Source organism: Alteromonas sp. ABD4_190 (genome assembly GCF_056160105.1).
On sequence record NZ_JBSWWN010000001.1, the window covers coordinates 2396581 to 2418571 of the forward strand.

General features: G+C 44.9%; 16 protein-coding genes. 8 read left to right on the top strand and 8 right to left on the bottom strand.

The features are described from left to right. Positions 1-22: 22 nt before the first annotated feature. From ACXAFM_RS10605 to ACXAFM_RS10615, 3 genes are all read right to left on the bottom strand, one after another. Entirely contained in the window at positions 23-2140 is a 2118-nt protein-coding gene (locus ACXAFM_RS10605; RefSeq protein ID WP_474834514.1) for a TonB-dependent receptor plug domain-containing protein, read from the bottom strand. A 69-nt stretch (positions 2141-2209) separates the two neighbouring features. Further along, positions 2210-2620 carry a hypothetical protein gene (locus ACXAFM_RS10610; RefSeq protein ID WP_474829294.1) on the bottom strand — a complete coding sequence of 137 codons (411 nt, stop codon included), beginning with the start codon at positions 2618-2620 and terminating at the stop codon, positions 2210-2212. A gap of 62 nt (positions 2621-2682) precedes the next feature. Continuing rightward, a complete protein-coding gene (locus ACXAFM_RS10615; RefSeq protein ID WP_474835555.1) occupies positions 2683-4005 on the bottom strand; it encodes a sigma-54 interaction domain-containing protein in 1323 nt (440 codons plus the stop codon). Between the two features lie 151 nt (positions 4006-4156). Here ACXAFM_RS10615 and ACXAFM_RS10620 point away from each other — a divergent pair, with 151 nt between their 5' ends. The 6 genes from ACXAFM_RS10620 to ACXAFM_RS10645 all read left to right on the top strand — a co-directional run bounded on the left by ACXAFM_RS10620 (position 4157) and on the right by ACXAFM_RS10645 (position 11504). Continuing rightward, positions 4157-4759, top strand: a complete 603-nt coding sequence (locus ACXAFM_RS10620; RefSeq protein WP_474834516.1) for a Tll0287-like domain-containing protein — start codon at positions 4157-4159, stop codon at positions 4757-4759. Between the two features lie 371 nt (positions 4760-5130). Further along, on the top strand, positions 5131-6711 hold the full coding sequence (locus ACXAFM_RS10625; protein ID WP_474834518.1) for a cytochrome ubiquinol oxidase subunit I: 1581 nt from the start codon (positions 5131-5133) through the stop codon (positions 6709-6711). After that, entirely contained in the window at positions 6708-7844 is a 1137-nt protein-coding gene (gene cydB / locus ACXAFM_RS10630) for a cytochrome d ubiquinol oxidase subunit II (RefSeq protein ID WP_474803939.1), read from the top strand. Before ACXAFM_RS10625 ends, cydB begins: the two co-directional genes overlap by 4 nt. A 10-nt stretch (positions 7845-7854) precedes the next feature. Next, a complete protein-coding gene (cydX, locus tag ACXAFM_RS10635; protein ID WP_012519975.1) occupies positions 7855-7968 on the top strand; it encodes a cytochrome bd-I oxidase subunit CydX in 114 nt (37 codons plus the stop codon). A 175-nt stretch (positions 7969-8143) separates the two neighbouring features. Then, positions 8144-9925: an ABC transporter ATP-binding protein/permease gene (locus tag ACXAFM_RS10640; RefSeq protein WP_474835556.1), complete on the top strand. Its 1782-nt coding sequence runs from the start codon at positions 8144-8146 to the stop codon at positions 9923-9925. After that, a complete protein-coding gene (locus ACXAFM_RS10645) occupies positions 9918-11504 on the top strand; it encodes an ATP-binding cassette domain-containing protein (protein ID WP_474834520.1) in 1587 nt (528 codons plus the stop codon). Before ACXAFM_RS10640 ends, ACXAFM_RS10645 begins: the two co-directional genes overlap by 8 nt. Here ACXAFM_RS10645 and ACXAFM_RS10650 read toward each other — a convergent pair. From ACXAFM_RS10650 to ACXAFM_RS10660, 3 genes are read right to left on the bottom strand one after another with little or no spacing between them, the layout of a single operon-like run. Continuing rightward, positions 11494-13068, bottom strand: a complete 1575-nt coding sequence (locus ACXAFM_RS10650; RefSeq protein ID WP_474834521.1) for a sugar porter family MFS transporter — start codon at positions 13066-13068, stop codon at positions 11494-11496. The two genes, ACXAFM_RS10645 and ACXAFM_RS10650, sit on opposite strands and share 11 nt — an antisense overlap. A 1-nt stretch (position 13069) precedes the next feature. Next, complete coding sequence (locus ACXAFM_RS10655; RefSeq protein WP_474834523.1) at positions 13070-14071, bottom strand: LacI family DNA-binding transcriptional regulator; 1002 nt, start codon at positions 14069-14071, stop codon at positions 13070-13072. A 20-nt stretch (positions 14072-14091) separates the two neighbouring features. After that, positions 14092-15450 carry a GH1 family beta-glucosidase gene (locus tag ACXAFM_RS10660; RefSeq protein ID WP_474834525.1) on the bottom strand — a complete coding sequence of 453 codons (1359 nt, stop codon included), beginning with the start codon at positions 15448-15450 and terminating at the stop codon, positions 14092-14094. A gap of 205 nt (positions 15451-15655) precedes the next feature. Here ACXAFM_RS10660 and ACXAFM_RS10665 point away from each other — a divergent pair, with 205 nt between their 5' ends. After that, the gene (locus ACXAFM_RS10665; protein WP_474834526.1) at positions 15656-16918 is read left to right on the top strand and encodes a sugar MFS transporter; all 1263 of its coding nucleotides are present in this window, start codon (positions 15656-15658) and stop codon (positions 16916-16918) included. A gap of 12 nt (positions 16919-16930) precedes the next feature. Beyond that, the gene (locus ACXAFM_RS10670) at positions 16931-19483 is read left to right on the top strand and encodes a glycoside hydrolase family 3 protein (RefSeq protein ID WP_474834528.1); all 2553 of its coding nucleotides are present in this window, start codon (positions 16931-16933) and stop codon (positions 19481-19483) included. A 77-nt stretch (positions 19484-19560) separates the two neighbouring features. Here ACXAFM_RS10670 and ACXAFM_RS10675 read toward each other — a convergent pair whose 3' ends face one another. Both ACXAFM_RS10675 and ACXAFM_RS10680 read right to left on the bottom strand, forming a co-directional pair. Continuing rightward, positions 19561-19992, bottom strand: coding sequence for a DUF3015 family protein (locus tag ACXAFM_RS10675; protein ID WP_474834530.1), 432 nt, complete (start codon positions 19990-19992; stop codon positions 19561-19563). Between the two features lie 31 nt (positions 19993-20023). Next, entirely contained in the window at positions 20024-21859 is a 1836-nt protein-coding gene (locus tag ACXAFM_RS10680; RefSeq protein WP_474834532.1) for an Lnb N-terminal periplasmic domain-containing protein, read from the bottom strand. Positions 21860-21991: the final 132 nt, after the last annotated feature.

The following is a 21991-nucleotide window of genomic DNA, read 5'->3' on the forward strand; positions in this document are numbered from 1 at the left end:
GTTGCTTGCTTTTGGCTTTTATTTAAAAGCGATAGCTCAGCGACAGATGCCACTCCCTTGCAGCACTAGGCACGCGCTCACCTACTTCCACATCGGCATTCATTACACGATTAATGCCGGCTGTGTGTGGGGCATATTGTTTGTCAAACAGGTTATGAATAGTTGCCGTAACCTGAAGATTCGACTGCGCATTATCAAGAAGTGTTAAAAGCCCCGTAATGTGAACCAACCCATACCCTGCTGTAGATGCTTCATTTTGCAGAGCTGAAACGTGGTTTTGTGCACCTGCTAATTCAGATGTAAGCTGCATCTGAAGCGGCGCGTCTAATACCTGAGTATTCCATTGAACTGTTGTTGTTAACTGCTCTGGCGCAATGCGGAACAAAGCGTCATCAATGTCATCACGGTTACCATGCTGAATGGTTGCTACTGCTCGCAAGCTTAGGTTTTCACTAAGCTCGCCTTGCACCGTCATATCCACACCTTTGATAACAGCGTCGGTATTCGTCCACTGAAATGGCGCTGTACCAGCCGTCATGGTAGATACCATGTTCGCCGCCATATTCGTACTAGGTGAGCCGGTAATGTAGTCTTCTATGTCTTGATAGAAAAGGCGTGGAGAGATAGTCCAATTTTTATAGGTGTAATCAACACCCACATCTAATTTACGCGCAGTTTCATTGTCTAACTCGAGGTTGCCTATGTAGTTAAAGCCGTCAGCCATGCCGCCCGAGATGCCAAGTGGCAGCCAGGTATAACGTTCGAAATAGGTAGGAGCGCGATTTTTCTGAGAAATACCAAGCACGATATCGAGCGAGTCGCTCGCATGGTAGCGGGTGGTAGCGGCTATATCTAACATGTTGTAGTTTTCGTCACGCTCAGCGGTGTTAAAATTACTGGCTAACGTAGCAACTGCTGGGTTCATCATCACCATGTTAGAACCCGCTTCTCCAGCATCCATATTAACGCGGGTGTATCGCGCACCATAAGTAGACGAATAGGCTTCTTTGTTTATTGTCCATTGGGCATAAATACTCGCAGTATCTCTTTGTACATTTGTAAAGTTATCTACAAAGAACATACCGTTATTTGGGTTAGTAATAACAGAGTTGTTTCGGCTGTGGTGTAGATAAGCGCCCAGTTCAAGCTCGCCGTTATCCAACGGTATAACATACTTGGCATCCAAGCCCTGAGCGATAGCGTCTGCATTATTCTCTCTAGCCATGCTCTCAGACATCACCATGCGCTGGGAAAAGTTATCCATGGCATGTTGGTTACTGTTGCCAAACCAATTTATAGCAAAGTACTCTGCTTCGCCGGCGTTGTAGCGATAACCTAGTCGGTACCATGCTGCATCAATAAAACCTATATCCATGGCGAGCGCTGGTGTGCCGCTCTCATTCGTATTTAGCTGTTGATAGCTAGCATCGAATTGGTGCTTTCCCCATTCATAGCCAAGCCTAAATTTGCCGCCATTTCTTTGGTAGTAGCTATTAGGTATAACGGCGTTATCGCCCGATTCTCGCTCATCACGCTGCTGATGCATGAAGGCGCCGCTAATGAAAGCTTGGTCCGTTTTGTAAAGCACATAGCCTTGGTATTGTTGTCCGCTACCCGGGCCAATTAAACTTGCATTTACACTGCCAGTAATACCGCTACCTAAAGCAAAAAGAGATGCCGCATCGGCGTTAATTCGCAGCTTTCCACCTAGCGTTTGCACCCCAGCACTCACAGGTACAATACCGCGATACAAAGTAGCAGTAAGACCTGGCTCTGGTAGTACGTGGGATAATGGCGAGTCCATGGAGTTAGGCCCAGCGCCCGCTATATCGACACCGTCGATAGATACACCGACCCTATCGCCAAACAGCCCTCGGTATTGAATAAGACCTGTAACCGGCCCGTTTCGGGAAACGGATACGCCAGGCAGTTGCGCTAACTGATCGCCAAAATCAGCGTCTATATTGGTTGCGGCGGCCACCGTTTCTCGCTCAATTTCTACTGTATTATCCTTAAGCGAAGAGCCAATAACTGTAATCACTTCTGTTGAAGCGCTATCAATGAACTCAGATGTGTTTGCATAAACGTGTGCAGATGTGCAGGCAGCTGTTACAGCGAATGCCAGTAAAGAATGCTTCATAACAATTCCATTAAATAAACGAACGTGTGCACGGTTAAACCATGCGTGTTAAGTGTGTTTTAGGCGTTGTTATGCGAGAGGTGGAGCGCGACCTGGCGGAGCCGCAAAGGCAAAAGATGTGTAGGGTGCTGCTGCAAGGCGAGACGCCAAGGCGCGATAGCGCACAAGGGATATCACTACTAATGCATCTACAGGTACGTTGTCCATTTGAGGAAGGTCGGCCAACGTGCCGTTGGTACAATCTACGTGCTCAACAGGTGCTTTTAGTAGTTCTGGGCTTATAAATACAAACTCACCTTCAAGCTCTGTTGCGCTTACCGATATATAGCGCATGGTTTTGCCAGTACAGATAAGCTCAATGTCATCACCCACCAACCCACGGGCATGCTGCATAGTATGCGAAGCAAGGCCCAGTGCTAATGCATTTTGCAAAAGCATACAAAGGCAGAGTGTTAAGGCTGTCAGGTGTTTAATCGACATTGTTTATCTTTTTACGTTGCGCGTCTTTATCATAGCGTGCGATGGATGAATGTTTCCACATTTTAATTAAGTTCTTTAACACCGGCCTTTTTAAGCTTTCGGTAAAGCGTGCGGGTACTTACGCCTAGCGCGTCCGCGAGGCTGTTTATATCGCCTTTAAAGGAGCTTGCTACCTGAGCAAGATAAGCATCTTCTACCTCGTCGAGAGTCATAATACCCTTGCCAAGATTAACTCCGCTTGTTGTTAGTGGGTATTGATCATCTATACCCTCGATGGAAGCGTTATTCTCGTCGGTGAACTCGTCTAACACGGGGAGATCCGACTCGTAGATTATGGTCTCATCGGCAAGTAATACAGCTTGGTCAACGATGTTGCGCAACTCGCGAATATTACCCGGAAAGGCGTAGCTGCTTAATTTTTCGAGGGCTTTTTTATGGAAACGCTTTTTCTCGTGGGACTGGGCCAAAAAGTGCGTTGCAATTAACGCAATATCTGACTTTCTCTCTCGTAAGGACGGAAGATTGATAGGAAAGCCAGCAATTCGATAGTAAAGGTCACGCCTGAATTCCCCCTTTTCTACCATTTGCTTTAAATTTTTATGTGATGCACACACCAAACGGAAGTTGGCCTTCTTTGAAACTACGCTTCCCACAGGGCGGTAGGTCTGGGTTTCAAAAAGCCGGAGTAGTTTAACCTGCATGGCGAGGGGAATATCGCCTACTTCGTCGAAAAATAGAGTGCCACCCTCTGCCGCCTCTACCAGTCCTTTTTTATTAGTGGTCGCGCCGGTGAACGCACCTTTTTCATAGCCGAATAACTCGCTTTCAAGCAACGCATCAGACAACCCAGTGCATTCAATTACAACAAAAGGTTTTTCAGCCCGATGGCTACTTGAGTGTAGAGCCTGAGACACCAGTTCTTTCCCGGTTCCGGTTTCACCAAACAGTAAAACAGATATATCTGAGTTTGCAGCGCGGTTAATTTTATTCAGCATCGTTTTGAATGCTTCAGACTCGCCAATCATTTTTCCAGCAGAGGGGCGGTTAGACGCAAAGGCAAGCTTATCTAGAATTTCCAGATAACCTATTAAATCCCCGTGACCGTCGAAGATAGGTCGCATCAGAATGTCACAGTAGCTTTGGCCCTCGCTGGTGGTATGGATATGCACCACACTAGCTGCTCGGCCCGACTTTTTACTTTCCTGCATAGGGCACTGCTCGCCGCATTGGTCACAGGGCTTATTGTTTCGATGAGATACCTGATAACAGGTGCTATAACCGAGCTTGATATCGACAGGGTAAGTATCTCTGTAAGGCGCATTGACCGCCTCAATAATGTAGTTTTGATTGATGAAAATAGCGGGTTTGTCTATTGCATCTATCATTGCTTGTACAATTGATATGTTCATTGTCAGCGTATTAGTTAATGCTACTTTTATTTTGCCAACTTAACATATTGGCATAGAGCTTGTTGATTGTTTTAGTTGAATCACAATGCCTGAGTGCAAATACGTCCGTCAATAGGAGAGTTACACAATGAAAAAACGCATCTTTTTAATTGCGTTGGGGGTAGCCGTAAGCGCTGGGTGCTCTTTCGCTAATGCACAAACCAGCGAGCTAGCTGAAAGCGAAGTACAAACAAAAGTAAAGCAGGCAAGAGTTCACGCTAAAGCCCTTGGTGGAGCGCTTAAATCGAGGCTAAAACAGGCAATTCAGTCTGGCGGTTTGGAAGCGGGTGTAGAAGAGTGTCAGTTGGCCGCTGAGCCTATCGCCGAGGGGCTTAGCCAAAATGGGTGGGAAGTAGGGCGTACTGCGCTAAAAGTAAGAAACCCGAATAACGCGCCAGACGAATGGGAGCGCGAGCAGCTAGCCCTTTTCGCTTCTCTATTGGAAAAGACTAAGCTAGAGGGTAAGCCGCCGTCTACGCCTATAGACACCTATAAATATGACAGCGACAGTGGCGAATTCCGGTACATGATGGCTATTCAACAAGGTCAAGTTTGCATGGCGTGCCACGGCGGCCAAGTTGCACCTTCAGTAAAGGAAACCATTATAAAACATTACCCTAAGGATGAGGCCACTGGGTTTGAACTTGGTGAATTGCGCGGCGCGTTCACGCTGACCTATTCGCCGCAGTAATTTAAGTTAATTTTTTTATTAGCTGAAGCAAAAAAGCTCTCTTCTCAACCTATTAAACAAGGCTACGACGCCCCCCCTCTTCTTTTTATCTGCGTCAATATTGTCATTGAAAGTGACAAAATTGGCGCGGTAATCGTATTGAATCCTTGCGATGGATCAAAGTGCGCAACTTTTCGCCATGGAATAATTGTCCTGCACAGTACGAATAGACTGTCATTCATCAGTTGTTAGTTCAGATTAACGAGAAAAGTGATGAATGGCACAAACCATGCTCTAGCTGTGATGAATGTTCATGTGACAACCACTGAATAACCAATAAATTTATTTAAGGTCAAGCGCTTATCGCGCAAGAGAGACGAGGGAGATAACCCATGAGCGATACGTTAATAGAACTATCGCGGTGGCAATTTGCATTAACTGCGATGTTCCACTTTATTTTTGTACCCTTAACATTAGGGCTAAGCTTTCTACTTGCCATCATGGAGTCGGTCTATGTGATGACAGGTAAAGAGATATACAAGCAAATGACCCAGTTTTGGGGAAAGCTGTTTGGTATTAACTTTGCCATTGGTGTAGCCACAGGCTTAACCATGGAATTCCAGTTTGGCATGAACTGGTCATACTATTCCCACTATGTCGGCGATATCTTTGGCGCGCCTTTGGCTATTGAAGGGCTTATGGCTTTCTTCTTGGAGTCTACCTTCGTGGGCCTGTTCTTTTTTGGCTGGGACAAAATGTCTAAGGTGAAGCACCTTATGGCTACTTGGTTAGTTGCTATTGGTTCTAACTTCTCAGCGCTTTGGATCCTAATCGCTAATGGCTGGATGCAGTATCCAGTAGGTGCTGAATTTAACTTTGAAGCCATGCGTATGGAAATGACCAGCTTCGCTGACGTTATTTTTAACCCTGTAGCTCAGGTTAAGTTCGTTCATACAGTTTCAGCAGGCTACGTGACCGGCGCAATGTTTGTGTTGGCAATCTCTAGCTACTATCTACTAAACCACAAGCATATTGCGTTTGCCCGTCGCTCGTTTGCGATTGCAGCCAGCTTTGGCTTAGCTTCAACTTTGTCAGTTATTGTTTTAGGTGACGAAAGTGGCTATGAACTGGGTGACGTGCAAAAAGTGAAATTAGCTGCAGTTGAAGCTGAATACGAGACCCACCCTGCGCCAGCACCCTTCACTGTTTTTGGTATACCTAACGATGAAAAAGAAGAAACTGAATACGCTCTTCAGATTCCGTGGGCAATGGGCATCATTGCTACTCGCTCGTTAACTGAAGAAGTGAAAGGTATTAAGGATCTTAAAGAAGAGAATCGCGAGCGTATTTTAAGCGGCATCAAAGCTTATGAAGTGCTTGATAATGTAAGAAATGGTACTGCAACAGCTGAGCAGCGCGCAGCCTTTGAAGCCAACAAAGACAGTCTTGGCTACGCCATGCTGCTTGAGCCCTACACAGACGATGTGTCAAACCCATCAGACACAGCCATTCAACAAGCCGTTGACTACAGCATTCCACCGGTGGCCCCGCTATTTTGGAGTTTCCGAATCATGGTTGCCGCAGGCTTTATTATGCTTGCTCTGTTCTTGTGTGCATTTTATTACAGCACAAAGCATAAAATCACCAAGCCTCGCTGGCTACTAAGAGGCGCTCTCTATGGTTTACCACTTCCTTGGGTGGCCTGTGAAGCTGGCTGGTTCGTTGCTGAATATGGTCGTCAGCCATGGTCTATTGCAGAAGTATTGCCGGTGCATACCTCAGTGTCTAACCTGGCGATTAGCGATGTGGTAACCACTATTGTTGCCTATACCGTCTTCTACACAGCAATGTTCATCATTGGTTTTTACCTAATGAAAAAATTCGCGAAGAAAGGTCCTGTGCCTCCGGAAGATACAAAGACTGAAACTGAGCTTGATCTTATTGACCTTGATGAGCAAGGAGCAAAAGCATGATTGATTATGAACTGTTACGCGTCATTTGGTGGTGCTTAGTTGGCGTGCTGCTAATTGGGTTCGCCGTAACTGACGGCTTCGATTTAGGAGTGGGCGCTTTGCTTACCCTTATCGGGAAAAATGACAAAGAACGTCGTGTGATGATTAACACTGTTGGACCTCACTGGGACGGAAATCAGGTGTGGTTTATTACCGCTGGTGGCGCTATCTTTGCGGCGTGGCCAATGATTTATGCTACGGCGTTTTCGGGCTTTTACCTCGCGTTAGCATTAACCTTAATTGCCCTATGGATGCGTCCTATTGGTTTTGATTACCGCAGTAAACTACCAAACCCTCAGTGGCGCAAAGCCTGGGACTGGGCGCTTTTTGCTGGTGGCATTATTCCGTCGCTCATTTTTGGCGTGGCGTTTGGTAACCTGCTATTAGGTGTGCCTTTCGAGCTAGATAGTACCCTTAAATCAACCTATACAGGTTCGTTCTTTGGTTTGCTGACGCCTTTTGCCTTAGTGAGCGGATTACTGTCAGTAGCTATTTTACTTAACCACGGTGCAACCTGGTTACAAATGAAAACCGATGGTTTTATTGAAGTTAGAGCCCGCGCCGTGTCAGTAGTATTGAGCCTTGTAGGCGTAGCCTTGTTTGTTATTGCAGGTTTTTGGGTAGCATTTGGCTTAGATGGCTTTGTGATTACCTCTGCGGTAGACACTATTGCTACATCGAATCCGCTTAAGAAAGAGGTCGCTATTGAAGCGGGCGCTTGGATGAGCAATTACAGCAAATATCCTTTCATGGTGGTGGCCCCTGTATTAGGTGTAGTAGCTGGCCTTGCCTGTGCGTTTTTCTCTAAGAAAGGCAACCCGGGTATGGCGTTTGTATCAAGTGCACTGTTTATCACTGGCGTAATTTTAACTGCGGGCTTTTCAATGTTCCCGTTCCTAATGCCTAGCATCACAATGCCAGAAGCTAGCCTTACCGTATGGGATGCAACGTCTAGTCACATGACGCTAAATGTTATGTTCATCGTTGCCTGTATCTTTGTGCCCATTGTACTTAGCTACACCGCTTATAGCTTTTACGTGATGCGTGGTCGTATCAAAAATGATGACCTCGACCAATCTCACACTATCTATTAAGGAGATATTTATGTGGTATTTCGCTTGGATATTAGGTGTTTTACTGGCGTGCTCTTTCGGCATTATCAACGCCATGTGGTTAGAAGCTACAGAAAATATGGATAGACCGGAAGATCAAGAGTAGAAATGGAAGTAGGCTGGCCGCAAGAACACGCCGTGAACCCGTCAAAGGGGGCTTTGCGGCCAGCCCACCACCCCTTCGAAGAGGGTGAAAAAGAAATCAAATAACGAGAAAGATACGAACAGTGATTAAAGAAAAGGTTCCCAACAGGCAAACACTTACTCAGTGGTGTAAGGAAATGGATAGCGCGCACACGCTTGGCTTGCGCCGTTCGCTTATGTCACAGGTAGCGGTTAAGTGTTTGTCGCTTTTTTCTTTAATTATTGGTTTTTATTACTTTTCTAATATTGCCCAAGACTGGGTGGTGAATAAAACACCCGCCTTACAAAGTGATCTAGCGGGCTTATCTGTTTGCTTGGGAATAACCTGGGTGCTTCAAGGCGTAGCGAATCGCTTGTCGTGCCAAGCGAAAGACTCGGTGCTCAACAAGCTGGAGCAGAAGTTAAGTAAGGTGTTTGTTTCTCGCCAACATGCCTTGGTTCGACAGCACTCAGTTTATTACTGGCAAACGCTATGGTTACAGAATCTACAAGCTTTTACAGATTGGGCATTGGAATATCGTGTTCAGCAAACAATAGCCGTTGTAGTGCCTTTATTAGCATTAACAGTAATTTTTTATGTCAATCCGGTTATTGGTCTTGGGTTACTAATCACACTTCCTGTTGTGCCGCTTTTCATGATTATTGTTGGTAAGGGCGCAGCTGCACTGCATCGTAAACACTTTGTCGCTCTTGAAAGGTTGGGAAGCTTATTTACAGACCGTTTAGCGGCATTGCCGATGCTAGCAAATTTTCAAGCGCATCAAAGACAAACCGGCCTGCTAAAAGAAGCAAGCGAACAGTTAAATACACGCACAATGAAAGTCGTCAGTGTCGCATTTTTATCTAATAGTGTGCTCGATTTTTTTGCCACGCTTGCTGTGGCGTTAGTGGCGGTGTTTATTGGGTTTTCGCTATTAGGTGAGCTTGAAATTGGCCCGGCTATAACCTTGCAGCAAGGCTTATGGGTTTTACTTACCGTACCCTTGTTACTAAGTGAAATGAAAAAACTGGGGCAGGTGTATCATCAAAAAGCTCAGGCTGAAGCAGCGCAAGAAGAACTGGCTCCATTGTACTCACATGTGGCTAATACGATTTCACTACAATCTTATGCTCAACGCGCTGATAATCCTGAGGAAATGTCACGGTTACTAGATGCTTCTAACTTCAACGTGTTCGACTTGCGCGAGCCTGCTTCACTTAATGGAGGGCACGTACAACCTGCCTTACTAAAAGCTAACTCCTTGATAATCTCAAAAGGCGATAAGGTGCTCCTTAATGGGAAATCTGGAGCGGGCAAAACCTTATTGTTAGAGGCGCTTAGTGGCCAAAGGCCAGCGACCCATAAATTCGAACAGCCAGTAGTGTGGATCACTCAGCACCCAGTCATCACGCCAGGTTCAGTGCGGGAGAACCTATGTCTTAACGATACTTACTCCGATGACATCTTAATGACCGCATTGCAAGACGTTGAACTTGAAGCTTGGCTAACACTGTTGCCCTATGGGCTTGATACTGTGATGACAGACTACCCTCAACTTTCAGGCGGTGAAGCACAGCGTTTGTCACTGGCAAGAGCGTTATTACGTGATGAAAGTATCTGGCTTCTCGATGAACCAACCGCACATTTACCCGATGAGCAACACCATAGGCTAGCTCAGTTGATTAAGCGTTTGGGCGAGAGCAAAACCTTGATATGGGCCTCTCACAAAGCATTGCCAAGTAATTGGTTTAATCAGTTTTGGTCGGTTGAGAAAAAAACGTCACTCAACCAAGCAAATACTGAAGCGAATAATGATCACAGCGACACTGGTATAGAACACGGCAACCACGATTGTGATGTAACAAGTGTAGTGAAAGTAGTAACCAGTGCTGTGAATAAAAATTCAAATGATCAGAAAAGGAGTTTTGGTTTTGAATAATGAAAAACCCGCTTATCTGACGTTACTACTGGCTCTTTTGCACGGCATAGCGGGGATTAGTATTCTTGTTATTTCTGCTTGGTTTATTGCGATTAGTGCAATAGCGCCAGTGGGGTTTAACTATGTAATACCTGCTGTGGTCATTCGCGCTTTGGCGCTTCTTCGTATTGCGTCAGGTTATGCCAGTATGTGGTTTGGACACAATGACCTCCTAGCTCGCATTGCAAAAGCACGGCTGCGCGTTTTTTGTCAGCTAGAAAACAGTCAGATTACTGATAAGGCCTATACCACAGAAGCACTAGCACAACATACTGAAGAGCTTGCGAGCAAATGGATTGCATGGGTTGCCCCTCTATCAAGCGTTGTATTCATCTTCTCAGGTTTGTGCGTTGCTGCGGTGTACCTCGACCTCCCCGGCGCTTTTTATATTCTGTCGCTATTTGTTGCTTGGCTAGCTTTTGTGGCCGTGCAAGGCGTAACCGCACTAACGCTTGCGAAAGAGGCCAATAAAGCAAACAAGCTATTTCGCCAGCAATCTTCCGATTTTTTCAACCGCAGTGCCATTTGGCATCTGGACAAATCGATGATTGAAAATGACCTTGCCTCACCTAACCCTGACAACACTAAAATACCGAGTGCTAGTCAGGTATGGCGCTATCAGCTGGCGCAAAAAGCTAAGGCACAACGAACAGCATGGTGGTTTCAGGGATTAGCGTTTTTATTTGTTGTTTTAGTCATGTCGGGTGTTTCACCCGTGGCGTCGGCCCTTGTATTCGCGCCTATCGCTATAGTCATACCTATGGTTCTATTGGCAGCGCCTGACTGGGCAAGTACAGGCTTTTTAAGTGTAAGTAAATTTGCGCAGTACAAACAAAGCGTCAATGCTCTTAAGCAACTTAAAGCCACGCCAATTAGGCAGTATCGTGATAGAGAAATAAAACACTCACTTAATTTAATTCAGTTTTCTGCTAAAGGTCGACATGCAAGTTTGGTTAATACTTCACTACCTGCGAATGGTGTTGTTTGTATTTCTGGGCCGTCGGGATGCGGTAAGTCTTCATTGTTGCAGTCAATTATTGGTTTGCTGCCAGCTACGGGGCTGCGCGAAATTGACGGCATAGGCATGCCTGAGGGCATGGTAACAAACTGGCGTTATGTAGAGCAGGAACCTATTGTGTTATCAGGCAGTATATCCTTAAACCTAGACCCAGCGGGCAACGATATTTCTCAAAATGAAATGAGTGAGTTGTTGTCTTCGCTTGGCCTGGAAGAGATTCTGCCCTTGACGAATTGGGTAGGAAAAGCTGGAAGGCCTTTATCCGGTGGTGAGCGAAAGCGATTGGCGCTAGCTCGTGCAATACTAGCAAAGCCACCTGTTCTTGCTGTAGATGAGCCTTTTGAGGGGTTAGATTCTTACACACAACAAAAGGTGAGTGAGGTACTAAATAGTCTTTCTGCTACCACATTGATTTTAGTTGCATCCCACACAACACCAGACGCGCTAAACGTAAAAACGCACCTTCAACTAGGCGAAGCCGACATTAAAATTTCACTGCAAACACAGTGCGCTATTTCATAGCCTTATGTTCAAAGTTTCTTGTAATGTCTTCTAAGCTTCTACCCTTAGTTTCCGGAAAGAGCTTAGCAACTAAAATGAGGCTGATTAATGCAAAACAGCCGTAAATAGCAAATGTTGTGGCTGCCCCTAAGTTAGCTAGCTCCCATGGAAAGATAATTTGAATTAGAAAGCTGGTTAAGGAGTTAATCACGCCCACCAAAGAGATAGCCAAACCACGAGTTTGATTAGGAAAAATTTCGGCTAGCATCGCCCACATCACAGGGCCTAAAGACATAGCGAAAGAGGCTACAAACGCGATAATGCCAAACAGCACTAAGGGCGCGTTCATAGTGATACCGGTGGTAAGCAATGGCTGTTGATAGGTATCAAACTCTTCACTTGATAAAACAGCTCTGAGTGCCCGTTTAAATTCCACGTCCGAATAATAGACTTGGTTAGTTAGAGGCTCTAATTTGCTTGTTGCGATGGGAGCCTCTTGTTGAATAGTGCTAACAGCTGTTTGTTGTACTTGGTAAGTGGCTTGTTTAAAACCATAGGTGCAGATAGCCATGCTAATTACAACACCGGTTAAACCCACAATGAGTAGTGGCTTTCTACCCCACTTATCAATAGTCATCATTGCCACAACAGTAAAGGCGACATTCACTACGCCAATCCATACCGCCTGCATAAAGGCGGCGTTGGTACCCACGCCACTTTGTTCAAAAATAGTAGGAGCATAGAAAAAGATAACGTTGATGCCGGTAATTTGCTGCGCAATGGCAATAATGATTCCTACCATCAAAGGATAGCGCATGGCTTTTGCTTTTAAAAAATCAAGGCGTTCACGTAGCGTCCAAGTTTTCTCATTAAGCGAAGACGCAATATCCTCAACAAGTGCATGGGCTTGTGCCTTATCGAAAAGGCGGTTTATCACCTGCTCTGCTTCTTCTTGCCTTCCTTTTAGTACTAACCATCGAGGACTACGTGGAATAGTAAATAGTAGGCCAAACCACAATGCGGCTGGAATGACTTCAAGCCCTAACATGTAGCGCCAAAGGTGAGTGTCTAAACCCCAATCGGCAACCCAAGCTGCTCCACTGCCGCTAAGTTGTAGCAAGTAGTAGTTAGTGAAATAGGACAAGGCGAAACCAAACACAATGTTGAGTTGATTCACCGATACCATTTTTCCACGGTTTTCTGGTGAGCTAATCTCTGAAATATACAGTGGGGCAATGATTAGTGAGCAAAATGCTATGCCGCCAATAAACCGAGCAAGTACTAGGAGTTCGAAACTAGGGGCGAGGGCAGAGCCTATAGAGGAAAGCAAATACAAGAAAGCCACAAGGATCAGGGCTTTTCGTCTTCCGATAGCATCGCTTATGCCGCCTGCAAAGAGCATGGCAATAAGTGCGCCCAACGTAGGAGAGCTGACTACAAAACCTTGCTGCCAATCACTTAGGTTAAACTCGGCATCAATAAAGCCATTGGCTCCGGCTATCACGCTGGCATCAAAACCAAATATGAACCCACCAAGGGAAACAATGAGCGTATAGTATAGCGAGGGAGTCAGGGCTTTATGCATTTTATAATTTGCCTAATGTGTCCCTATCAACGACTTCAGGAACAAATAAGTGCTCAATTGGGATAGGACTTTTAATGTCATAAACATGTTCAAGTACCCAATAAGCGGCCATTTCTCCCATAGCGTGAATAGGGTTATTAATGGTTGTTAGCTTAGGATAGAGATAGCGCGAAAATAGCACGTTATCGAAACCAACAATGGAAAGCTGAGTTGGAATATCAAATCCAGCTTCTCGAGCCGCCGTCATTGCGCCAGAGGCCATTTCATCGTTTGCGCACACAAGGGCGGTAAAATCCGGAAAGGTCGCTTGAAGATGATGCATCCCTTCCTGACCTGTAGACTCATGAAAGTCGCCTTCGAACAAGCTGTTGCTGTCAAATGTAAGTCCAGCTTCTTCAAGGGCTTTTTTGTGACCAGCAAGGCGATCGCTCGCATCTTTTTTAAATAGCGGGCCGCTAATGTAAGCTATCTTCGTATGACCCGCGTCAATGGCTGCTTTTGTTGCCAAGTAGCCACCTTTTACGTTGTCTACAACAAAGCAATGTTGCTCAAGCTCGTCTACTTTTCGGTTAATCACTACAACCGGGACTTTGCTGTCGACCAGCTTTTTCAAGTATTCGTCAGAGACTGCCTCAGCGTGCAAGATAAGCGCGTCACACCGGCGGCTTTTTAAGAACTCTATGGCTTCGTGTTCACGCTTTTCATCCACGTGACCCGCAGTGATAATTACGTGTTTACCGTTTTTCTTTAGCACGTGTTCAACCGTGCTCATCAAGTCACCAAAGTATGAGCCATGCAGTTCGGAAACAAGTAAACCAACACTATTGGTACGGTTTGATGCCAGAGATTGCGCAATAGCGTTGGGCTGATAGCCCAGCGATGCCATAGCGTCTTCCACTTTTTTACGCGTGCGTTCGCTTACTTTCGCGTTTCCATTCATAACGCGAGAGACGGTAGCCAGCGATACCCCAGCTGCTTCTGATACTTGGTAAATTGTTGCCATACGGTTTCTAGTAATTGTCCTTATTTAATACCGCTAATGTACCCATTTATGCGACTCTTCACCAGTTTTGAATAGGCTAAAGCACTTTGTTTTAAGGTGCGTTTTTGGGTTTCGTAGTCAACATATACAATGCCAAAACGCTTGGAATAACCCAGCGCCCACTCAAAGTTGTCCATCAGGCTCCATGCAAAATACCCGCGAATGTCCACACCCTTTTCCATTGCTTGATTTACGGCATTTAAGTGAGTGTGAAAATAAGCGGTACGCGTATCATCTATAACTTCACCGTGATTAAGGACATCATCCATTGCCGCACCGTTTTCTGTAATATAAATGGGCGGTAAGTCATAGCGCTCATTGAGATCAACGAGCAGTTCGGTAAATGCGTCAGGGGTAATTTCCCAGCCCATTGCGGTTAGCTCGTTTGTTGCTGGTGGAACAATTTTAAACCAACCATTTCCATCACTTTGATAGAGGGTGCGAGTGTAGAAATTAATACCCAAATAATCGATAGCTTGAGAAATGATATCCATATCACCCTCAAGTATTTCTGGTTTACTATCAGCATCGAGCATGTCGATAATTTCAGGGTATTTACCTTCTATTATCGGCTTTAAATACCACTGGTTATGGTAGTCGTCGGCCAGTTTAGCTGCGTGCTTATCTTCGTTAGAATTCGTCGTTGTATGGCAGTTACTAAAGTTAAGCACAATACCGTTTTGACTGTTCGGGCAATGGCTATTAAGTACTTTCAAAGCTAACCCATGTGCAAGCAACAGGTGGTGCGCTGCTTTACGCCCGTTGCCCATGCCTGTTTTACCAGGTGCATGAATACCGGCTTCATAGCCTAAATAAGCAGAGCAAAATGGCTCGTTTAAGGTGGCGTAAGAATAAACTTTATCGCCCAATGCTTTTGCCACGGCCTCTGCGTATTTTTCAAATGCGTAAGCGGTATCTCGGTTTAGCCAGCCGCCATTGTCTTCAAGGTGCTGCGGTAAATCCCAGTGATAAAGCGTAACGAACACTTTCATACCGCGTTTTACGACTTCGTTAACTAGGTTGACGTAAAATTGCATACCTACTTCATTAACGGTACCGTCTTGCATCATAACGCGAGGCCAAGAAATAGATAGTCGATAGGCATCGACACCCAAGGCATCGATAAGCGCTACATCTTCCTTCCAAAGCGCGACGTGATCGCAAGCTACATCACCGTTAGTTGCATCTGAAATTGTCCCGCTTTTTTCACAGAAGGTGTCCCAAATGCATTCCAACCTTCCTTTTCTGTCACCTTCTATTTGAAAGCTTGATGTTGCTACACCAAACAGAAAGTCTTTAGAAAGCATCATAGAATTGGATGGAAGGTTAATGTCTTTCATCGTAGAAATGTCCTAGCAATAACAATTTCATCATATTTGCTTTGCTAATCGCTAAGCAAATAACATCATATTTACATTGAATTCGATAACGCTTCATGTAATTATTTATTCAATGTAAGCGCTTACAAAATAATTTAGATAAGCATGTAAGCGCTTTCAAATGTAAATTTATCATTAATCAGAAAAATAGCAACAGAGGTTACTTGTGGACACACCAGTTCAGCCGAATATTTCATCCGCTCAGGAGCAAGGGGCAAACGGTAGCTACCGCTTTGCGCTAATCTCACTTACCACGTTGTTTTTCATGTGGGGATTTATTACATGTTTGAACGACATACTTATTCCCTATCTAAAGGGGGCTTTTAACCTCAGCTTTACGCAAGCAATGTTAATTCAATTTTGTTTCTTTAGCGCTTATTTCATCGTATCGCTCCCCGCGGGAATGGTTGTGTCGCGCATTGGTTACCAAAAGGGCATTGTGCTTGGATTAGCTATAGCATGTGTAGGCTGTTTGCTGTTTTTCCCTGCTGCGTCTAGTCAAATTTATGGTGTTTTCTTGTTGGCGCTCTTTGTGTTGGCGTCAGGTATAACCATCCTTCAAGTGTCTGCCAACCCTTTCGTGACAGCACTAGGAGACCCTAAAACGGCCTCGTCACGACTTACCATGACTCAGGCGTTCAACGCTTTTGGTACAACAGTGGCACCATTTTTCGGCTCTTATCTTATTTACGGTGCTACAGGCGAGCACGGTGGCGGCACGCCAAGCGCTTCAGATGTGCAAATTCCTTATCTAATATTGGCAGCTTCGCTACTGCTTCTTGCTCTTGTGTTTATGTACTTGAAGTTACCTAAGCTTAATCACACAGGCGCAAATGCAGGTGTATTAAAAGGTGGCGCATGGCATCACAAGCACCTTGTGTTAGGTGCGGTAGGTATCTTTATGTATGTTGGTGCAGAAGTGGCTATTGGCAGTATGTTGGTTAATTACTTAGCCAGTCCCGCGGTTGGCGGACTAACTGAAGCTGGCGCGGCAAAATTGCTGGCATATTACTGGGGTGGAGCCATGGTAGGGCGTTTCATCGGCGCTGTAGTCATGCAAAAAATCTCTGGCGGCTATGTACTTGCCTTTAATGCCTGTATGGCAATTGGTCTTATTTTGCTATCGCTTTCAAGTACGGGTGACCTTGCGCTGTGGAGTATATTAGGCGTAGGTTTATTTAATTCAATTATGTTCCCTACCATTTTCAGCCTTGCACTACAGCAATTAGGTAAGGACACACCGCAAGGTTCAGGCATTTTATGTCTAGCTATTGTGGGCGGAGCTATCGTTCCACTTTTCCAAGGTATGCTGGCCGACTCGATTGGGGTTACGCTTTCATTTCTATTGCCCGCTTCGTGCTATCTCTACATCGCTTATTATGGCCTTGTAGGAAGTCGCGTATCTAAATTTCAAACCACTGAAAAGTAACGAGGATTAATAATGCGAAAAAGTCTAATCGCGAAGGTTGTTGCAGGTGCATTGGTCAGTGTCTTAGTTAGCGCTTGTGCATCCGATGAAGACGCTTCTTCAGTTAACAGTGCCGTAGAAAAAACGAATAGAGCCAGTGAGATATGGCCTAAGCTAGATATCGAAGTAAAGTCAGACCCTGCGGTAGAGAAAAAGGTAGATGATATTTTATCTACCATGACGCTTGAACAGAAAATTGCGCAGATGATACAGCCAGAAATTCGCAATATCACTGTTGAAGACATGCGTAAGTATGGGTTTGGCTCTTACCTCAATGGTGGTGGCGCGTTTCCGAATAACGACAAGCATGCAACTCCTGAAGATTGGGTGGAACTTGCCGAAAAGCTATATCAAGCTTCCATTGACGACAGCCTAGATGGTTCAACAATCCCGACAATGTGGGGTACCGATGCGGTTCACGGTCATAACAATGTTATTGGCGCCACTTTATTTCCCCATAACATAGGTTTAGGTGCGGCAAATAACCCTGAGCTAGTAGAGAAAATTGCTCATATCACAGCGAAAGAAGTGATGGCGACGGGCATTGATTGGGTATTTGCGCCAACGGTTGCTGTTGTACGTGACGACCGTTGGGGTAGAACCTATGAAAGCTACTCTGAAGATCCTGCCATTGTTAGGGAATATGCCGCATCAGTGGTTAAAGGTCTACAAGGTGCTGCTGATAAAGATTTTTTAAGCGATCAGCGTGTAATTAGCACGGTCAAACACTTTGTCGGTGATGGCGGTACCGTAGGTGGAGACGACCAAGGTAACAACCTAGCTAGCGAGCAAGACCTGTTCGATATACATGCCCAAGGTTATGTTGGCGGATTGACCGCTGGGGCGCAGTCTGTAATGGCATCGTTCAACAGCTGGAACGGCGAAAAACTTCACGGTCATAAGTATCTATTAAATGATGTACTTAAAGATCAAATGGGCTTTGACGGCTTCGTAGTAGGCGATTGGAACGGACACGGGCAGGTTGAAGGTTGTAATAATGAAGACTGCGCGCAAGCTATTAACGCGGGTCTGGATATTTTCATGGTACCTAACGATTGGAAGGTACTGTACGACAACACCCTCGCTCAAGTAAAAGATGGCACTATATCTATGACCCGCATCGATGATGCAGTGCGCCGCATTCTTCGCGTGAAAGTACGTGCGGGTCTTTTCGATAAGCCTAGCCCAGCAAATCGACCACTATCTGGCGACCGTTCGCTTATAGGTAAGGCAGAGCATCGTGAAGTAGCTGCGCAAGCGGTACGTGAGTCACTTGTGCTTTTGAAAAACAAAGATAAAACACTGCCTCTTTCTGCGAATAAAAACATATTAGTAGCGGGTGATGGCGCCGACAACATTGGTAAGCAGTCTGGTGGCTGGAGTATTACGTGGCAAGGCACCAACAATACTAATGCGGACTTCCCAGGCGGTAGCTCTATTTACGACGGCATCAAAGAGCATGTCGAAAGTGCAGGTGGTAACGTAGAGCTTTCTGTTGAGGGCGATTTTGAAACTAAGCCAGATGTCGCCATTGTGGTATTCGGAGAAGAGCCTTACGCAGAAGGCCACGGCGATAGAGAAACGCTTATCTACCAATACGGCAGTAAGAAAGACTTAGCGCTACTTGAAAAGCTGAAGTCTCAAGGTATTCCTGTGGTATCTGTGTTTATCAGCGGCCGCCCAATGTGGGTGAATGCTGAGCTTAATGCGTCTGACGCTTTTGTCGCCGCTTGGTTGCCTGGCTCTGAAGGTGATGCGGTTGCAGATGTGTTGTTTGGCGAACAAGACTTTAAAGGAAAGCTTTCTTTCTCTTGGCCGTCAAAACCTCAGCAAATCGTGAACAAGGGCGATGAGACCTACGAACCATTGCTACCCTATGGATTTGGGTTAACCTTTGATGCCGAAAACGTGTTAAGCGATTCGCTAAACACTGAGATTAAAGTAAGCACGGATAACAACGAGGCAATGGAAATTCTAAACGGTGCCGTGCAGTCACCGTGGGTACTATGGCTTTATTCAGGTGATGAAACGCTACCTGTGAACGCAAGTACTCACACCCTTGGTGCGCTGACCTACCGCACTGTGGACAAGGTAGTGCAAGAAGATGCACGAAAAGTGACCTTTGATGGTTCTGAATTTGCGGCGATGCGCTTTGCGAGCAAAAGCTTTTTCCGCGAAGACTTAAGTGCACAGTTACTCACTAGCGGGGCGCTAAGCTTTAACGTTAGCCGTCACTCAGATATTACTGGGCCTGTTACCGTAGGCATGAACTGTGAAGGCGAAGGTGATGCTGCTGGCAGCTGTTCAACGCAGATTAATATTAGCGAGCAGCTAAAAGCAATGCCTGCTGATACGTGGACGAACGTGAGCATTGATCTTCAGTGCTTTGTCGACGAAGGCATTGACTTCACTGGCCTTGTCGTACCGTTTGAGCTAGGCAGCTCAGGTAAGGCAAGTTTGAGCGTAGCAGATATTCAGTTTACACCAAGTGCGGCAGAGTCAGCGAGTATAAGCTGCCAGAACTGACGAAACCTTCAGCGTTAATACTAAATTATAATAAACGTCGCCAGTTTAAACTCTGGCGACGTTTGCTTTATAAGCTATTAAATCGCAGCAATAACCGCGTTGTAGTATGCTTCTGGCTGTGTTTGTGCATCGACAGAAGTACGGATCGCAGCTACAACATCAGCTTTATTTTCTTCGTTTACTTCAAGAATTTCCAGCATTGCATTTACGTGCTCGCCTTCACCCATTGCAGTTTGCTCAAGTACCGCGTCAAAGTTATCTTGAATAAACATCGCAACTTTAGTGCGCTTTCCGTTACAAGAATCTTCAGAAGATACTTTAGAAGTAATAGCTGTAGTACCAAGGTCCCAGATGATATTAGAAAGGGCGGCAGCAGTGCCGTTGTCATCAAAAATTGCTGCGCCAATACCACAGTGTTTCCAAGGGTTTACGCCTTCAACATTGTCTTGCGCAAACGCGTTAGAAGATAGTGCTGCAACTGCTAGTGCAATAGATGCAATTTTTTTCATTTTAAAACTCCATTTTGGTTTTATTGTTTTATTAAAAGTAATACGACAGAGATACCGAATATTCGAACTCTTCGTTATAGCGTAACAATGCCCTAACATCGTATTTTTGATTATTCAAAAAGCGTTGTTCCCACGTTGCATAGGTTCGCTTCTGGTCGGGTGCATTGACATACCTCTGATGTCCCACGCTAAAGGACATAGAATATTGTGGTGAAATGTGAGTGACACCACCAAACTCAGCCCCTACCGCAAGGTAGCCGCCAAGATTGTTCTTGCTTGTTGCGGTTGTAGATAAACCGCCGTACATTGCAATATTTTGTTTCGGTGAATAACTTTTACCGACAAGCCCGTCGATATATAAGGAGTTCATGTCGTTTTTTACAGATAATTCCCTGTAACCTGTGGCTAGCTTCCACGTCAATTTGCTATCGCCAGGAAGGTCAGTAGTGGCTGCATTCAAGTTAGTTATGCGCAGAGCGGTTAGCTCAGCAAAATCAATCCGTGCTTCGCTATCGATATATAATTTCATATCAAAAGTTGAGAGTTCCGAAAATGGTATTCGCGCTGGATTAATAGTGAGTAGATCATAATAATTTGCTCTAAACCTAATACGGGCTTGCGTACCTGTGCTGGTATTGCGAACTAGTCCAATTTGTATGAGCGTTGTATCTTGAGCATCGTGAGGAGGTTTTAGTGCTTTTGCGGCAAAATTACTTTTTCCTGGAGGAAGTCCAAAGCGTGCGTCTACAAATACTTTTCTATTTTGTTGAGCAGCGAAAAGTGCATCGTCATCTTTTGTTTGTGTAATATATGAAAAGTAATCAAATGCTGTGTCTATTACACGCTTTTTTTGCTCGTCGTTTAGTGGAGCCAAAATTTCTGTAAGTGAGTGAGATGAAACTTCTTCAGCTTCCAATGCATCTTTCAGTGCCGCCCGTTCTTTATCAGATAACTGCACGAAGCGTGTATACAATGCCTCTTGCCTAGAAGGGTGATATTTAACCGATTTAATGAGACTTGGGTGGTTCTCTTTAATTGTTGTGACAATGTCGAATGGCATTACCCATGGCTTCCCCTTTGGCAGATAAGAATGATTGGTAGCAATGGTAAGAAGCTTTGCAATTTGATACGCACAATTCTGTTTAAAGAAATAATAAGTCATTGGGACCTGTTCTAGTTCCCAAAGATGCGCTAATAAAAACGTGATTTCTTTAGAGCCAAGCGAAAGAGAGTATTCCCACAAATCTCTAAGCTCACTTTCAGTATAAGTAAGCGTTTGATGATGGTATTTTTGGTTCGCAAAATAGCCATCATAGCCGCCGAATATACCATTTAAAATATAAGCGATAGGGTGTTCGTTTTCAGGATAACGAGCGCCGTAATTATATGTGTTGTCTAGTAGTTCACTTTGCTCAGTATTATTAAACTTCAGAAAGACATGGCCGTACATACTGGCTGGATTTCCTAGATATCCAGACGCGTATATGAGGCTCATGTCAGTTGGGTTGATGTTCGATAAAAAAGCATCGAATTGCACACAATTCACTTCAGTTAGTGGTTGGACGTACTCAGATATAAACAAAGATCTAGCTGGAAACTTGCATTGCTCATTTGGAGAGTCACGAAAGGCACTAAGTGTGGCTTTTAATTCAGCGTAAGCGTCAACTGCCCCAGTTTCTGAATAAAAAAAATCAGAAGTTTTAATAGCTGAAGAGGCTGAACCAACTAATGGCTTTTCATAATGCAACAGTGATAGCCATGTAGGGTGTTGTGATGCGGTTTCTATTAATGTATCAGCGCTTGCAAAGGTAAAAAGCTGCGACAGCATAAATATGGAAACTACAAGGAAACGAATAATTCCTTCCATGAAATGCTTTATCTTTCCGTAAATTTTTATTCTAATTTTGGGCTTCTAGCCATTGTGATGATACACAAAGTTCTCACTACTATTCAACAAATTCAATGAAAAAAGCCATAACAACGTTATGGCTTTTTGACT

Coding starts and splice junctions, on each gene's coding strand:
- cydX (WP_012519975.1), top strand. CDS start 7,855: ATGTGGTATTTCGCTTGGATATTAGGTGTTTTACTGGCGTGCTCTTTC.
- ACXAFM_RS10610 (WP_474829294.1), bottom strand. CDS start 2,620: ATGTCGATTAAACACCTGACAGCCTTAACACTCTGCCTTTGTATGCTT.
- cydB (WP_474803939.1), top strand. CDS start 6,708: ATGATTGATTATGAACTGTTACGCGTCATTTGGTGGTGCTTAGTTGGC.
- ACXAFM_RS10605 (WP_474834514.1), bottom strand. CDS start 2,140: ATGAAGCATTCTTTACTGGCATTCGCTGTAACAGCTGCCTGCACATCT.
- ACXAFM_RS10640 (WP_474835556.1), top strand. CDS start 8,144: ATGGATAGCGCGCACACGCTTGGCTTGCGCCGTTCGCTTATGTCACAG.
- ACXAFM_RS10615 (WP_474835555.1), bottom strand. CDS start 4,005: ATGATAGATGCAATAGACAAACCCGCTATTTTCATCAATCAAAACTAC.
- ACXAFM_RS10620 (WP_474834516.1), top strand. CDS start 4,157: ATGAAAAAACGCATCTTTTTAATTGCGTTGGGGGTAGCCGTAAGCGCT.
- ACXAFM_RS10655 (WP_474834523.1), bottom strand. CDS start 14,071: ATGGCAACAATTTACCAAGTATCAGAAGCAGCTGGGGTATCGCTGGCT.
- ACXAFM_RS10660 (WP_474834525.1), bottom strand. CDS start 15,450: ATGAAAGACATTAACCTTCCATCCAATTCTATGATGCTTTCTAAAGAC.
- ACXAFM_RS10625 (WP_474834518.1), top strand. CDS start 5,131: ATGAGCGATACGTTAATAGAACTATCGCGGTGGCAATTTGCATTAACT.
- ACXAFM_RS10670 (WP_474834528.1), top strand. CDS start 16,931: ATGCGAAAAAGTCTAATCGCGAAGGTTGTTGCAGGTGCATTGGTCAGT.
- ACXAFM_RS10675 (WP_474834530.1), bottom strand. CDS start 19,992: ATGAAAAAAATTGCATCTATTGCACTAGCAGTTGCAGCACTATCTTCT.
- ACXAFM_RS10680 (WP_474834532.1), bottom strand. CDS start 21,859: ATGGAAGGAATTATTCGTTTCCTTGTAGTTTCCATATTTATGCTGTCG.
- ACXAFM_RS10650 (WP_474834521.1), bottom strand. CDS start 13,068: ATGCATAAAGCCCTGACTCCCTCGCTATACTATACGCTCATTGTTTCC.